This is a genomic window from Streptomyces sp. NPDC001709, from assembly GCF_053596375.1.
In genome coordinates this window covers 137,612-151,443 of the sequence record NZ_JBSFGB010000001.1, presented here as the reverse complement: position 1 = coordinate 151,443, position 13,832 = coordinate 137,612, and the positions used below count along the sequence as shown (strand labels likewise).

The 13,832-nt window shown below is 70.6% G+C and carries 13 protein-coding genes and 1 riboswitch; of the genes, 5 read left to right on the top strand and 8 right to left on the bottom strand.

Translation table 11 applies throughout. The features are described from left to right. Positions 1–67: 67 nt before the first annotated feature. The 4 genes from groL to thrC all read right to left on the bottom strand — a co-directional run bounded on the left by groL (position 68) and on the right by thrC (position 4,210). Positions 68–1,690 carry a chaperonin GroEL gene (gene groL, locus ACWC0C_RS00815; protein ID WP_449197661.1) on the bottom strand — a complete coding sequence of 541 codons (1,623 nt, stop codon included), beginning with the start codon at positions 1,688–1,690 and terminating at the stop codon, positions 68–70. A gap of 326 nt (positions 1,691–2,016) precedes the next feature. Then, positions 2,017–2,223, bottom strand: a complete 207-nt coding sequence (locus ACWC0C_RS00810; protein ID WP_019057200.1) for a cold-shock protein — start codon at positions 2,221–2,223, stop codon at positions 2,017–2,019. Positions 2,224–2,654: 431 nt separating this feature from the next. Beyond that, positions 2,655–2,930, bottom strand: coding sequence for a MoaD/ThiS family protein (locus tag ACWC0C_RS00805; RefSeq protein WP_449197660.1), 276 nt, complete (start codon positions 2,928–2,930; stop codon positions 2,655–2,657). Then, the gene (thrC, locus tag ACWC0C_RS00800) at positions 2,927–4,210 is read right to left on the bottom strand and encodes a threonine synthase (RefSeq protein WP_450860574.1); all 1,284 of its coding nucleotides are present in this window, start codon (positions 4,208–4,210) and stop codon (positions 2,927–2,929) included. Before thrC ends, ACWC0C_RS00805 begins: the two co-directional genes overlap by 4 nt. A 17-nt stretch (positions 4,211–4,227) precedes the next feature. Further along, a riboswitch (SAM riboswitch) is annotated at positions 4,228–4,370 on the bottom strand. Between the two features lie 161 nt (positions 4,371–4,531). Between thrC and ACWC0C_RS00795 the strand changes: the two genes are divergently transcribed. Together ACWC0C_RS00795 and ACWC0C_RS00790 are read left to right on the top strand one after the other, a co-directional pair. After that, a complete protein-coding gene (locus tag ACWC0C_RS00795) occupies positions 4,532–5,476 on the top strand; it encodes a glucosyl-3-phosphoglycerate synthase (protein ID WP_449197658.1) in 945 nt (314 codons plus the stop codon). 260 nt (positions 5,477–5,736) lie between these two features. Beyond that, positions 5,737–7,185 carry an alpha,alpha-trehalose-phosphate synthase (UDP-forming) gene (locus ACWC0C_RS00790; protein WP_450860572.1) on the top strand — a complete coding sequence of 483 codons (1,449 nt, stop codon included), beginning with the start codon at positions 5,737–5,739 and terminating at the stop codon, positions 7,183–7,185. Here the strand turns inward: ACWC0C_RS00790 and otsB are convergent. The 3 genes from otsB to ACWC0C_RS00775 all read right to left on the bottom strand — a co-directional run bounded on the left by otsB (position 7,173) and on the right by ACWC0C_RS00775 (position 9,632). Further along, on the bottom strand, positions 7,173–8,006 hold the full coding sequence (gene otsB, locus ACWC0C_RS00785) for a trehalose-phosphatase (protein WP_450860570.1): 834 nt from the start codon (positions 8,004–8,006) through the stop codon (positions 7,173–7,175). The two genes, ACWC0C_RS00790 and otsB, sit on opposite strands and share 13 nt — an antisense overlap. A 74-nt stretch (positions 8,007–8,080) precedes the next feature. Further along, positions 8,081–8,305: a DUF3263 domain-containing protein gene (locus tag ACWC0C_RS00780; RefSeq protein ID WP_449197655.1), complete on the bottom strand. Its 225-nt coding sequence runs from the start codon at positions 8,303–8,305 to the stop codon at positions 8,081–8,083. A gap of 34 nt (positions 8,306–8,339) precedes the next feature. Continuing rightward, a complete protein-coding gene (locus ACWC0C_RS00775; RefSeq protein ID WP_450861120.1) occupies positions 8,340–9,632 on the bottom strand; it encodes an extracellular solute-binding protein in 1,293 nt (430 codons plus the stop codon). Between the two features lie 111 nt (positions 9,633–9,743). On the opposite strand from ACWC0C_RS00775, the gene ACWC0C_RS00770 reads away from it, so the two are divergent. The 3 genes from ACWC0C_RS00770 (at position 9,744) to ACWC0C_RS00760 (ending at position 12,927) form a co-directional block, all read left to right on the top strand. Then, the gene (locus ACWC0C_RS00770) at positions 9,744–10,718 is read left to right on the top strand and encodes an ROK family protein (protein ID WP_450861118.1); all 975 of its coding nucleotides are present in this window, start codon (positions 9,744–9,746) and stop codon (positions 10,716–10,718) included. Beyond that, the gene (nagA, locus tag ACWC0C_RS00765) at positions 10,718–11,863 is read left to right on the top strand and encodes an N-acetylglucosamine-6-phosphate deacetylase (RefSeq protein WP_450860568.1); all 1,146 of its coding nucleotides are present in this window, start codon (positions 10,718–10,720) and stop codon (positions 11,861–11,863) included. The genes ACWC0C_RS00770 and nagA overlap by 1 nt, the downstream gene beginning before the upstream one ends. Before the next feature lie 134 nt (positions 11,864–11,997). Continuing rightward, a complete protein-coding gene (locus ACWC0C_RS00760) occupies positions 11,998–12,927 on the top strand; it encodes a 1-phosphofructokinase family hexose kinase (RefSeq protein WP_450860566.1) in 930 nt (309 codons plus the stop codon). Here the strand turns inward: ACWC0C_RS00760 and ACWC0C_RS00755 are convergent. Next, complete coding sequence (locus tag ACWC0C_RS00755; RefSeq protein WP_450860564.1) at positions 12,924–13,832, bottom strand: carbohydrate-binding protein; 909 nt, start codon at positions 13,830–13,832, stop codon at positions 12,924–12,926. The two genes, ACWC0C_RS00760 and ACWC0C_RS00755, sit on opposite strands and share 4 nt — an antisense overlap.

Below are 13,832 nucleotides of genomic sequence, written 5' to 3'. Positions count from 1 at the left end.
CACCCCCAGCCAGAAGCTGGACGTACCGCCCTCGGTCCGTAGGACAGGCGATCAACCGTCAGGTCGATCAGAAGTCCATGTCACCGCCCGGCATGCCGCCGCCGGCCGGGGCCGCGGCCTTCTCCGGCTTGTCGGCGATGACGGCCTCGGTGGTGAGGAACAGCGCGGCGATGGAGGCGGCGTTCTGCAGCGCGGAACGGGTCACCTTCGCCGGGTCGATGATGCCCTCGGCGATCATGTCGACGTACTCACCCGTGGCGGCGTTCAGACCGTGGCCGACGGCCAGGTTGCGCACCTTCTCCACGACGACGCCACCCTCGAGACCACCGTTGACGGCGATCTGCTTCAGCGGGGCCTCGAGCGCGATGCGCACGGCGTTGGCGCCGGTCGCCTCGTCACCCTCCAGCTCCAGCTTCTCGAAGACGCCCGAGGCCTGCAGCAGGGCCACGCCACCACCGGCGACGATGCCCTCCTCGACGGCCGCCTTGGCGTTGCGCACGGCGTCCTCGATGCGGTGCTTGCGCTCCTTGAGCTCCACCTCGGTGGCGGCACCGGCCTTGATGACCGCGACACCGCCGGCGAGCTTCGCCAGGCGCTCCTGCAGCTTCTCGCGGTCGTAGTCCGAGTCGCTGTTCTCGATCTCGGCGCGGATCTGGTTCACGCGGCCGTTGACCTGCTCCGAGGAGCCGGCACCGTCGACGATGGTGGTCTCGTCCTTGGTGATGACGACCTTGCGGGCGCGGCCCAGGAGGTCCAGGGTCGCGTTCTCCAGCTTGAGGCCGACCTCCTCGGAGATGACCTCGCCGCCCGTGAGGATGGCGATGTCGCCGAGCATGGCCTTGCGGCGGTCGCCGAAGCCCGGGGCCTTGACGGCGACGGACTTGAAGGTGCCGCGGATCTTGTTCACGACCAGGGTCGACAGGGCCTCGCCCTCGACGTCCTCGGCGATGATCAGCAGCGGCTTGCCCGACTGCATGACCTTCTCCAGCAGCGGGAGCAGGTCCTTGACGGAGCCGATCTTGGAGTTCGCGATGAGGATGTACGGGTCCTCGAGCGACGCCTCCATGCGCTCCATGTCGGTCGCGAAGTAGGCGGAGATGTAGCCCTTGTCGAAGCGCATGCCCTCGGTGAGCTCGAGCTCGAGGCCGAAGGTGTTGCTCTCCTCGACGGTGATGACGCCTTCCTTGCCGACCTTGTCCATGGCCTCGGCGATCAGCTCGCCGATCTGGGTGTCGGCGGCGGAGATGGACGCGGTGGAGGCGATCTGCTCCTTGGTCTCGACGTCCTTCGCCTGCTCCAGCAGGGCGGCGGAGACGGCCTCGACGGCCTTCTCGATACCGCGCTTCAGGGCCATCGGGTTGGCACCGGCGGCGACGTTGCGGAGGCCTTCCTTGACCAGGGCCTGGGCCAGGACGGTCGCGGTCGTCGTGCCGTCACCGGCTACGTCGTCCGTCTTCTTCGCGACTTCCTTGACCAGCTCGGCGCCGATCTTCTCGTACGGGTCCTCGAGCTCGATCTCCTTGGCGATGGAGACACCATCGTTGGTGATCGTGGGGGCGCCCCACTTCTTCTCGAGGACGACGTTGCGGCCCTTGGGGCCGAGCGTCACCTTGACGGCGTCCGCGAGCTGGTTCATGCCGCGCTCGAGGCCGCGCCGCGCCTCCTCGTCGAACGCGATGATCTTGGCCATGTGAAGTGGTCCCTCCAGGACTGGGGGTGATTCCTTCGGACCGCGCCCGCGCCCGCGACGGACGGCTCGCCGGCCTCGTGGTTCCTTGCCCCACTTGGCCTGCGGGCCTCACCGACCCGGTCCTTCTTTGTCACTCTCACCTTCAGAGTGCTAACGCCAATGATTAGCACTCGGCACCCTCGAGTGCAAGCGCCTCGGGCATGCCGGTGGGGGCGCTCAGCCGCGCGCGAACAGGGGGCGGCGGGCACGACGAAGGGCCCGTACCCCAGGAGGTACGGGCCCTTCGAAGATGAACAGAAGAACGTCGCTGTCAGTCGACGCGTGCTTCAGCTGGTCGCCAGCCGGACCATGTCCGCCTGCGGGCCCTTCTGGCCCTGCGAGATCTCGAAGTCGACCCGCTGCCCCTCTTCCAGGGTGCGGTAACCGTCCATCTGGATCGCGCTGTAGTGGACGAAAACATCCGCACCACCGTCGACCGCGATGAAGCCGTACCCCTTCTCCGCGTTGAACCACTTGACGGTGCCCTGAGCCATGCCTAACTCCCCTATTACTGGCCCTTGCACAGATCCACACTTCGCGGATCCGGGTCAGACCTCACCCCCCATCGGACGGGGGCGTGCGCCGGAACGCGTCGACCGCGGCTGAATGTATCTGTCCAACTGCCGTCTGCAACAGGTCAATCGGACGAGAATTCTGGACGGGAACGGTCCGGAATGTGGCGAGAATTCGTCTGAATTCCGGGCAAGTCGGGCCCCGCAAACGCCACAAAAGCCGCATAAAACCCGCGCAGTTTGGCTGCTTCTTATCGAGTGTTGCGGCATGAATCCAGGGCTCGCGACCCGAAGACCGCGACCAGGTTCCCCAACTGTACCGCGCTCAATCACGCAGAATTGCCCCCTCCGCTTCTCTTACGGAGGGGGCAATTCAATGAACAATCAGTAACCGCAGTTACCTAAGGTAACGATCAGCCGCCGGCGACCGCCGGAATGATGGAGACACCTGCGCCGTCCGGGGTGGCGGTCTCCAGGCCCTGCTCGAAGCGGACGTCGTCGTCATTGACGTAGACATTCACGAACCGGCGCAGCTTGCCCTGGTCGTCCAGGACGCGGGCGGCGATCCCGGTGTGGTTCTTCTCCAGGTCGGCGATGACCTCGGCGAGGGTCGCGCCCTGGGCACTGACCTCGGCCTGGCCACCGGTGTAGGTGCGCAGGATGGTGGGGATGCGAACGGTCACGCTCATGCGAGGCCAGCCTCTCGGAAGGAGTCCAGGGTCGGGCGGATGGTGGCGGTGAGCCCCGTGTCGGCCACCGCGTCCAGCGTCTTCAGGCCGTCACCCGTGTTGAGGACGACCGTGGTCTTCGTCGGGTCCAGCACACCGGCCTCGACCAGCTTGCGCGTGACGCCGACCGTCACACCGCCCGCCGTCTCCGCGAAGATGCCCTCGGTACGGGCGAGCAGCCTGATGGCGTCGACCACTTCCTCGTCCGTCACGTCCTCCACGGCACCACCGGTGCGGCGCGCGATGTCCAGGACGTACGGCCCGTCGGCCGGGTTGCCGATGGCGAGGGACTTGGCGATGGTGTTCGGCTTCTGCGGGCGTACGACGTCGTGCCCGGCCTTGAAGGCGGTGGACACCGGCGAGCAGCCCTCGGCCTGCGCGCCGAAGATCTTGTACGGCTTGTCCTCGACCAGACCCAGCTTGATCAGCTCCTGCAGACCCTTGTCGATCTTCGTGAGCTGGGAGCCGGAGGCGATCGGCACCACGATCTGGTCCGGCAGCCGCCAGCCGAGCTGCTCGCAGATCTCGTACGCGAGGGTCTTGGAGCCCTCCGCGTAGTACGGCCGCAGGTTGACGTTGACGAAGCCCCAGCCCTCGCCGGCCGGGTCGCCGATCAGCTCGGAACAGAAGCGGTTCACGTCGTCGTAGTTGCCCTCGATGCCGACGAGCTCGCCGCCGTACACCGCAGCCATGACGACCTTGCCCTGCTCCAGGTCGTGCGGGATGAACACGCAGGAGCGGAAGCCGGCGCGGGCCGCGGCGGCGCCGACGGCACCGGCGAGGTTGCCGGTGGAGGAGCAGGACAGGGTGGTGAAGCCGAAGGCGCGGGCGGCCTCCAGGGCCTGGGCGACGACGCGGTCCTTGAAGGAGTGCGTCGGGTTTCCGGAGTCGTCCTTGATGAACAGGCCGCCGGTGACGCCGAGTTCACGGGCCAGGTTGTCGGCCCTGACGAGGTGGGTCCAGCCCGGGTTCAGGTTCGGCTTGTCGGCCACGTCGGCCGGGACGGGCAGCAGCGGGGCGTACCGCCAGATGTTCGCCGGGCCGGCCTCGATGCGGCGGCGCAGCTCCTCGGTGTCGTAGGCGGAGAAGTCGTAGGCGATCTCCAGCGGGCCGAAACACTCCTCGCAGGCGAAGACCGGGCCGAGCGGGACGCGGTGACCGCACTCGCGACAGCTCAGGGCCGCGGCGGGACCGAGGTCGACGGTGGGAGTGGAGGTGCTTGCAACTGTCTGCACAGCCATGGAGGCGAGGCCCTTTCTCCTCATCTTCCTCACGACGCATCTCGCCGTGAGACGGATTTGGCACCTTCCCTAGCCGGGAGCCTCGCTGCGAAGACGAGTACCGACTGGAGGGTTGCCGGGGCTTCATCGGGCCGTGTCCCTCTGCCCCTCTGGATGAGCGGTATGCGGTTGTGTGCGCACGTTGACCCTCGACATGCGATGGTCATCGGCGTTGTTCAAGACTGTAACCGAAGGCCAGGACAGTTGAGATAGTCGTCCGAACCGCGAGATGGATCACACGGTGCAGCCCGTGCGATCACGAACAGTGAGGAGTCGCAGACCGTGCTGGAAGAAGTCGAGCGCTGGCTGGCCACCCGCTCCTGGTCCGTGACCGATCGCCCGCTCCACCGGATCCTGTCCGCCAAGCAGCGCACCGGCCAGACGGTCAGCGTCGTGCTGCCCGCGCTCAACGAGGAGGAGACGGTCGGCGACATCGTCGCGGTCATCCGTCACGACCTCGTGGAGCAGGTCCCGCTCGTCGACGAGATCGTCGTCGTCGACTCCGGCTCCACCGACCGCACCTCCGCGATCGCCGCCGCCGCGGGCGCGCGGGTGGTTCACCGGGACGAGATCCTGCCGCGCCTCCCGGCGGTCCCCGGAAAGGGTGAGGTGCTCTGGCGCTCCCTCCTGGTCACCACCGGGGACATCCTCTGTTTCATCGACGCCGACCTGAGGGAGTTCTCCTCCGACTTCGTCTCCGGGATCGTGGGCCCGCTGCTCACCGAGCCGGGCGTGGACCTGGTCAAGGCGATGTACGACCGTCCGCTCGCCGGGGCCGCCGGTCAGGGCGGCCGGGTCACCGAACTGATGGCCCGCCCGCTGCTGAACATGCACTGGCCGCAGCTCGCGGGATTCGTCCAGCCGCTCGGCGGGGAGTACGCGGCCCGGCGCAGCCTGCTGGAACAGCTCCCCTTCCCCGTCGGCTACGGCGTCGAGCTGGGCATGCTGGTGGACGCCCTGCACCTGGTGGGGCTGGATGCGCTGGCCCAGGTGGACGTGGGCGTGCGCAAGCACCGGCACCAGGACGGGCAGGCCCTCGGCCGGATGGCCGCCGCCATCTACCGCACGGCCCAGCTCCGGCTGGCCCGCGGGCACCTCGTCCGCCCCTCCCTCACCCAGTTCGAACGCGGCGAGGACGGTTTCGAGCCACGCACGTACTCGGTGGACACCGAGGAACGGCCACCGATGCTGGAGATCGCGGAGTACGCCGAACGCCGGGTGGCTTGAGTTCGTATACGGCCGCGGGCAGCGGAGGCAGCCGTACGTTTGAGCGTTTCCGGGCCGGGCTAGGGCCTGCCCGGCGGATCTGGCCCGAGGAAACCGACGGTCCCTGACCAGCACAGGTGAGCGGGGGCTGGTGCGTGCAGCTGCAAGGCGGAGGAGGGAGTCGATGCGGAGCATCGGCGACCGACGACAACGCGGCAGATGTGCGTGCCAGCCCCCGCGTCTCTGGCAAGATCCGCCGGGCAGGCCCTAGGTTGAGGACCATGGCTTCCACGCAGGGTGCTGCTGAGAGAGCTCGGGTGCTGGTCGCGAGCAATCGCGGGCCGGTTTCGTACACGGTGGGCGACGAGGGGGCCGGCTCGCTGCGCGCCAAGCGGGGCGGGGGCGGGCTGGTCTCGGGGCTGTCGGCCATCGGGGCGGACGCCCATGCCGTATGGGTGTGCGCGGCGCTCGGTGACGGCGACCGGGAGGCCGTGCGGCGGGCGGACGGCGGGCTGCTGCCGACCGAGGACACCGGCGGCCAGCGGGTGCGGATGCTCGACATCGACGCGGCGGTGCACGCCGACGCCTACAACGGCATCGCCAACTCCGTGCTCTGGTTCGTCCACCACATGCTGTACCAGACCCCGCTGGAGCCGGTCTTCGACGCGGAATTCCGCCGGCAGTGGGCGGCGTACGAGGCCTACAACCGGGCCTTCGCCGAGGCGCTGGCCGAGGAGGCGGCCGAGGGGGCGGCGGTCCTGGTGCAGGACTACCACCTGTGCCTGGTCCCCGGGATGCTCCGCGCACTCCGCCCCGACCTGCGGATCGGCCACTTCTCGCACACGCCGTGGGCGCCGCCGGAGTACTTCGGGCTGCTGCCCGACGACATCGCGGCCCAGTTGCTGAAGGGCATGCTGGGCGCGGACCGGGCGGCGTTCCTGACCCGGCGGTGGGCGGACGCGTTCACGGCGTGCTGCACGGCGGTACTGGGTCCCGGGAGCCTCGCCGATACGGCGATCGGGGTGCACGGACTGGGCGCGGACGGCGACTTCCTGCGCGAACGGGCCCATGAGCCGGATGTGGACGAGCGGATGGCGGCGCTGCGGGAGGAGATCGGCGAGGGGCGGAAGACCGTCGTGCGCGTCGACCGCACCGAGCTGTCCAAGAACATCGTGCGCGGGCTGCTGGCGTACCGGCAGCTGCTGGAGGAGCACCCCGAGTGGCGTGAGCGGGTGGTGCACGTCGCGTTCGCGTATCCGTCGCGGCAGGACCTGGCCGTGTACCGGGACTACACCGCCGAGGTGCAGCGGGTGGCCGAGGAGATCAACGCGCAGTACGGGACGCCCGGTTGGACCCCGGTCGTGCTGCACGTCAAGGACGACTTCGCGCGCTCCCTGGCCGCGTACCGGCTCGCCGACGTGGCCCTGGTCAACCCCATCCGGGACGGCATGAACCTGGTCGCCAAGGAGATCCCGCTCGTCTCCGACCACGGCTGCGCACTGGTGCTGTCCCGGGAGGCGGGGGCGTACGAGGAGCTGCGCGCCGACGCGCTCGTGGTGAACCCGTACGACGTGCTGGAGACCGCGCGGGCCCTGCACGAGGCGCTGGGCATGCCGGACGGGGAGCGCGCGGAGCGGTCGAAGAGGCTCGCCGCGGCCGCCACCGCGCTGCCGCCCGCCCAGTGGTTCCTGGAGCAGCTGCGGGCGCTCAGGGAACTTCAGTCCAGCTGAGCGGCCAGCGCCCGCAGGAGGTGTACGACGCCGGCGGGGCCGTCGACCACCACGTCCGCTCGTTCCGCCAGTTCCGTGACCTCCGTGCTGCCGCTGCAGACCAGGAGGCCGGGGACGCCTTCGGAGCGGAGTTCGTCGACGGCGTCGAAGGCGGGGAGGTCGCCCAGGTCGTCGCCGGCGTAGAGGACCGACTCGGCGCCGGTCTTGCGGACGTACTCGCCGAGCGCCACGCCCTTGTCCATGCCCGGCGGGCGCAGTTCCAGGACCATGCGGCCGGGTTCCACGATCAGGCCGTGGCGGGCGGCGAGGTCGGTGAGGGGGCCGCGCAGGGCGTCGAACGCGGCCTGCGGGTCGTCGGCGCGGCGGGTGTGCACCGCGACCGCCCGGCCCTTCTCCTCGATCCAGGTGCCGTGCCAGGCGCCGGCGCGGTCCAGTACGCCCGGCAGCTCGGCGCGGACCGCCTCGACGCCGGGATGCGGGGCGGGGGCGGTGACGGTGCCGGTGGCCGCGTCCCAGCGTTCGGCGCCGTAGTGGCCGAGGACGGTCAGGTGCCCCAGGCCGGGGACGCCGGCGAAGCCGCCGTACCGTACGGCGACTCCGGCGGGGCGGCCGGTGATCACGGCGACGGAGGCGACCTTGGGCGCCAGGGCCGCGAGCGCGGGTACGGCCTCGGGGTGGGCGCGGGCCTGTTCGGGGTCGGCGACGATGGGGGCCAGCGTGCCGTCGAAGTCGAGTCCGACGATCGCCGCGGTCGGCTTCGCCAGGAGGGCGGCCAGTCCGTCCCGGCCGGGTTGGGTCTGCGGGGTCGGCAGAGGGTCCATACGGCGACACTATCCAGCGCCGGCCGGTATCACTCCTGCACTCCAGGGGCTCCGCCCCTGGACCCCGCCTCGACTCAGCGCTCCGTTCGCCGGGAGTCCCGTACCCTCCGCAGACGGTTCACCGTGACCGGGTCCGCCGCCAGTGCTCTCTCGTCGTCCAGCAAGGCGTTGAGGAGCTGGTAGTAGCGGACCGGGGACAGGCCCAGTTGCTCGCGTATCGCTCGTTCCTTCGCGCCGGGGCCGGGGAAGCCGCGGCGCTCCAGGGCGAGGATGGCTTGTTCGCGGGGGCCGAGTTCCATGGAAGAACCGTAGCGCCGGGCACTGACAGACGGCTCAGCTCCTGCTGCTGCTGTCCGCCGCCGTCGCCGTCGCCTGGATGCGGGACAGGACGCCGGCCGGGCTGCCGCCGGGCTCGACGGCCTGGCCTATGTCCTGCTTCACGGCCGCGCTGACCGACGCCCAGGAGGTCTTGCCGACCGGATACAGCTCGGAGGTCGGCAGCTGGTCGAGGAAGGGGTGCAGCGCCTTGTCGGGGGCGGCGTCCGAGTCGCTCATCGCGGTGGAGGCGGAGCCGGTGACCGGCAGCAGGCCGTACTCGCGGGAGAAGTCGAGGACGTTCTTCTCGGAGTAGGCGAAGTTGAGGAAGTCGCCGATCTGGTCGCGGTGCCCGTTCTGCTTGAAGGCCATCATCCAGTCGGCGACGCCCATCGAGGCCCTGGCCTTGCCGTCCCGGCCCGGCATCGGCACCATGCCGAACTTCACGCCCTTGCTCTCGGCCTGCTGGATCAGCGTCGGGTGCCCGTTGAGCATGCCGACCTGGCCGGCGGCGAACGCGGAGAAGGCGTCCGCGCGGTTCAGCTTGCCGGGGGCGACCGGGCCGGTCAGGCCCTTGCCGACCAGGTCGTCCCTGAGCCACGTGAAGGTCTGGACGTTCGGCGCCGAGTCGATGGTGTAGGTGCCGATGCCGTCGGTGTAGCCGTTGCCGTCGTTGCTGCCGGAGGCGCCGCTGAGCAGCCACTGCATGGTCTCGGCCTGGGCCTCCTCGGGGCCGAGCGGCAGCGCGTAGGGGTACTTCACGCCCTTGTCCTTGAGCGCCTTGGCGTCGGCGGCCAGCTCGTCCCAGGTGGTGGGCGGGGTGATGCCGGCCTTGGCGAACAGGGTCTTGTTGTAGAAGAGCACGCGCGTGGAGGCGGCGAAGGGGATGCCGTACTGCGTGTGGTTCCACTGCCCGGCCTCGGAGAGCTGGGAGAGGAAGTCGGCCTGGGTGCGGATGGAGAGCAGGTCGGAGGCCGGGTAGAGCTTGCCGGCGGCCGCGTAGTCGGCGTAGGCGCCGATCTGGGCCAGGTCGGGGGCGTGGCCCGCGGCGACCATGTCCTTGACCTTGGCGTCGACGTCGTTCCAGGAGTACACGCTGACGTCGATCTTCACGCCGGGGTGCTTGGACTCGTACTCCTTGACCAGGGTGTCCCAGTACTTCTTGGAGCTGTTGGCCGGGGAGTCGCCGTAGTCGGCGGCGACGAGTCTCAGTGTGACGTCGGAGGAGCCCGTACTCCCGCAGCCGCCGAGGACCGCCGTCATGCCCAGTGCGGACACCACCGCGATCGTTCCTGCCGTACGCCGACGCACCGTCAAAGCCCCAACCCTGCTGTCTGACCGTTCAATATATGGACACATAAGGTCTACACCACGTGAGTGGACTAGACCTCTCCCGGGTGGGGGGCCACACTAGGTGCTGTGGTGAGACATGTCATCGCCCTGGACGTGGGCGGTACCGGGATGAAGGCCGCCCTCGTCGGCGACGACGGCGAGCTGCTCCACCGCGCCCGCCGCGCCACCGGACGCGAGCGCGGACCGGACGCGGTGGTCGAGACGATCCTCGGCTTCGCCGCCGAGCTGCACGCCTACGGCGCGGAGCGCTACGGCGAGGCCGCCGCCGCAGCGGGCATAGCGGTCCCCGGCATCGTCGACGAGGAACAGGGCATCGCCTCCTACGCCGCCAACCTCGGCTGGCGGGACGTACCACTGCGCGCGCTGCTGACCGAACGGCTCGGCATCCCCGTCGCCCTCGGCCACGACGTGCGCACCGGCGGCCTCGCCGAGGGCCGGATCGGCGCGGGCAAGGGCGCCGACCGGTTCCTGTTCGTGCCGCTCGGCACCGGGATCGCGGGCGCCATCGGCATCGACGGCCGGGTGGAGGCGGGCGCGCACGGCTTCGCCGGCGAGATCGGGCACGTCGTCGTACGCCCGTCCGGCATCCCCTGCCCCTGCGGGCAGCACGGCTGCCTGGAGCGGTACGCCTCCGCGTCCGCCGTCAGCGAGGCCTGGGCGGCCGCCTGCGGTGACCCGGACGCGGACGCCGCCGACTGCGCCAAGGCCGTCGCGTCCGGTGACCCGAACGCCGTCCGGGTCTGGCGGGAGGCGGTCGACGCCCTCGCCGACGGCCTGGTCACCGCGCTCACCCTGCTGGACCCGCGCACCCTGATCGTCGGTGGCGGTCTCGCCGAGGCGGGGGAAGTGTTGTTCCAGCCGCTGCGGGACGCCGTCCGGCAGCGGGTCACCTTCCAGAAACTGCCGACCATCGTGCCCGCCGCCCTCGGCGACACCGCCGGCTGCCTCGGCGCGGGCCTGCTGGCCCGCGACCTGCTCGACTCCACCGACCTCGACCCCACGAACCCCACCGACCCCACCGACCCTTCGGAGGTAACCGCCTGATGGCTCCCAGCTTGGTTCTCGCAGGTGCTCGGGTGGTGCTGCCCGGCGGGGTCGTGGACGACGGGCGCGTGGTCGTCGAGGGCACGAAGATCGCGGCCGTCGCTCCCGAGAGCGCCGACGTGCTCGACGTGACCGGCCACTGGCTGATCCCCGGCTTCGTGGACATCCACAACCACGGCGGCGGCGGTGCCTCCTTCTCCGGTACGGCCGACGACGTGCTGAAGGCCATTCGTACGCACCGCCTGCACGGCACCACCACCCTGGTGGCCTCCACGGTGACCGACGAGATGGACCTGCTGGTCCGGCAGGCCGGGCTCCTGAGCGAGCTGGCCGAGCAGGGGGACATCGCGGGCATCCACTTCGAGGGGCCGTTCATCTCGCCGTGCCGCAAGGGCGCGCACTCCGAGGAGCTGCTGCGCGACCCGGACCCGGCCGAGGTGCGCAAGCTGATCGACGCGGCGCGCGGCAGGGCGACGATGGTCACGCTGGCCGCGGAGCTGCCGGGCGGCATCGATTCGGTACGGCTGCTCGCCGAGCACGGCGTCATCGCGGCGATCGGCCACACGGACGCGACGTACGAGCAGACGGTCGAGGCCATCGACGCGGGCGCCACGGTCGCCACCCACCTGTTCAACGCCATGCCGACCCTGAACCACCGGGCGCCGGGCCCCATCGCCGCCCTGCTGGAGGACGAGCGGGTCACGGTCGAGCTGATCAACGACGGCGTACACCTCCACCCCGCCGCCCTGGAGCTGGCCTTCCACCACGCGGGCGCCTCCCGCGTCGCCTTCATCACGGACGCGATGGACGCGGCGGGCATCGGCGACGGGCGTTACATGCTCGGCCCGCTGGAGGTCGAGGTCAGCGAGGGGGTGGCCCGGCTGGTGGAGGGCGGCTCGATCGCGGGCTCCACGCTGACCCTGGACCGCGCGTTCAAGCGGGCGGTGACGGTGGATCGGCTCTCGGTCGAGGACGCCGTACAGGCCCTGTCCGCGGGCCCGGCCCGCCTCCTCGGCCTGTCCGACCGCATCGGCTCGCTGGAGCCGGGCAAGGACGCGGACCTGGTCCTCCTGGACGCGGACTTCGACGTGCAGGGCGTGATGCGGCAAGGCGAGTGGATGGTCGTACCGCCCCAACTGGCCTGATCTGCCCGTCTTTTCCCTGGACGGCGGCCGACTCGTGACTGGGCCGACCGCCGTCTCTTTGGCATGATCGGGCCCCGGAAACCGATGACGGGCGCGATGACGCACGCAAGGGATGTTGAGGGAGGTCGGCCGGGGTGATCCTCACGGTCACGCTGAACACCGCTCTCGACCTCACCTATCGCGTACGGTCCCTGCGGCCGCACACCTCGCACCGGGTCTCGGAGGTCATCGAGCGGCCCGGCGGCAAGGGCGTGAACGTGGCCCGGGTACTGGCCGCGCTGGGGCACGAGGTGACGGTCACGGGCTTCGCGGGCGACGGGACCGGACGGGCGATACACGACCGGCTGGCCGACACGGCCGGCCTCACGGACGCGCTGGTTCCGGTGACCGGGGCGAGTCGGCGCACGATCGCGATCGTGGACGAACTCTCGGGTGATACGACCCAGTTGAACGAGCCGGGCCCGCAGATAGCGCCAACCGAGTGGGGCGCGTTCCTGGACCGCTACGAGGAACTACTGCCCGGCGCCTCGGCAGTGGCCCTGTGCGGCAGCCTGCCGCCGGGCGTGCCGGTCGGCGCGTATGCCAACCTCGTCCGGGCCGCCCGCACCCACGGCGTCCCCGCGCTGCTGGACACCAGCGGCGAACCCCTGCGCCGCGGGGTGGCCGCCCGCCCCGACCTCATCAAGCCCAACGCCGACGAACTGGCCGAACTCACCGGCTCCCACGAACCGTTGCGCGCCACCCAGGACGCCCGCCGCCGCGGCGCCCACGCGGTGGTCGCCTCCCTGGGCGCGGAGGGCCTACTGGCCGTCACCCCCGAAGGCCGCTGGCGCGCCACCCCACCGGCCCACCTCCACGGCAACCCGACGGGCGCGGGCGACTCGGCGGTGGCGGGCCTCCTGTCGGGCCTGGTGGAGAACCTCCCCTGGCCAGACCGCCTAGCCCGCGCGGTCGCCTTGTCGGCGGCGACGGTACGGTCCGCGGCCGCCGGCGAGTTCGACCCGGCGGTGTACGAGGAGCTGCGGGGGCGGGTGGCGGTGGCCCGGGTGGCCAGCGCGGCTTAGCCGTCCTTCTTGACCTGCCCCGGCTTCAGCTTGACGTTGCTGATCAGGGCGTTGCACTGGTCTCCGGAGCCGCAGGAGATGGAGATGGTGTTGGAGCCCTGCTTCAGGGTCGGCCACACAAAGGTCCTGGTCCAGCCGTTGGCGAAGTCGCCGTCCTTGGCGTGCCGGTAGTTCCGCAGGTCCAGCTTGCTGCCGAACGGGGTGCCGTTGACGCTGACCGTCATCGACTGGTCGGGGCCGGCCACGCTGTAGTACACGAAGACGGTGTACGTGCCGTCCGACGGGGCGTTGACCGTCCAGGTGAGCGAGGAGCCGGGCGTGTTCAGTCCCGCCATGTAGCTGCCGTCGGAGGAGCTCGCGCCCTTGACGTCCGAGGCCTTCGCCGCACCGCCGGCCGGCGTGAGCGCCGAGGCGTCGGCCTGCATCGAGCCACTCGCCGCCGAGTTGCTCCCCGACGGGCTCGGAGACTGGCCCTGGGACTGGGTCGGGGTCGTGCCCGCCTGGTTGTTGTTCTTCTTGTCGTCGTTGCCGTTGAGCATCGCGGCGCCGATGCCGACGACCACCGCGGCGACCACCGCGATCGCGCCGATCAGCAGGCCCTTGGTGTTGGGGCCGCGGCGGCCGGGAGCGGGCGGTACCGGCTGGCGGCTGGTCGGGGCGCCGCCGGGGAGGGTCTCCGGGGCCTGGTAGTGGGCGTTCGGCTGGCCGTAGGCACCCTGCTGCTGCGGGATGCTGGGCTGCTGGCCGTACTGGCGCTCGCCGACCGTGCGCACCCTGCTGACCGAACCCGGGTAGCCGTAACCGCCGGACGGCGGCTGGGCGCCTCTGGCCTGGCCGTCGGCGTACAGGTAGCCGAACGGGTCGTCGTCCTCGGGCGTGCTCGGGCCGTTTTCGCCGGGCGTCAT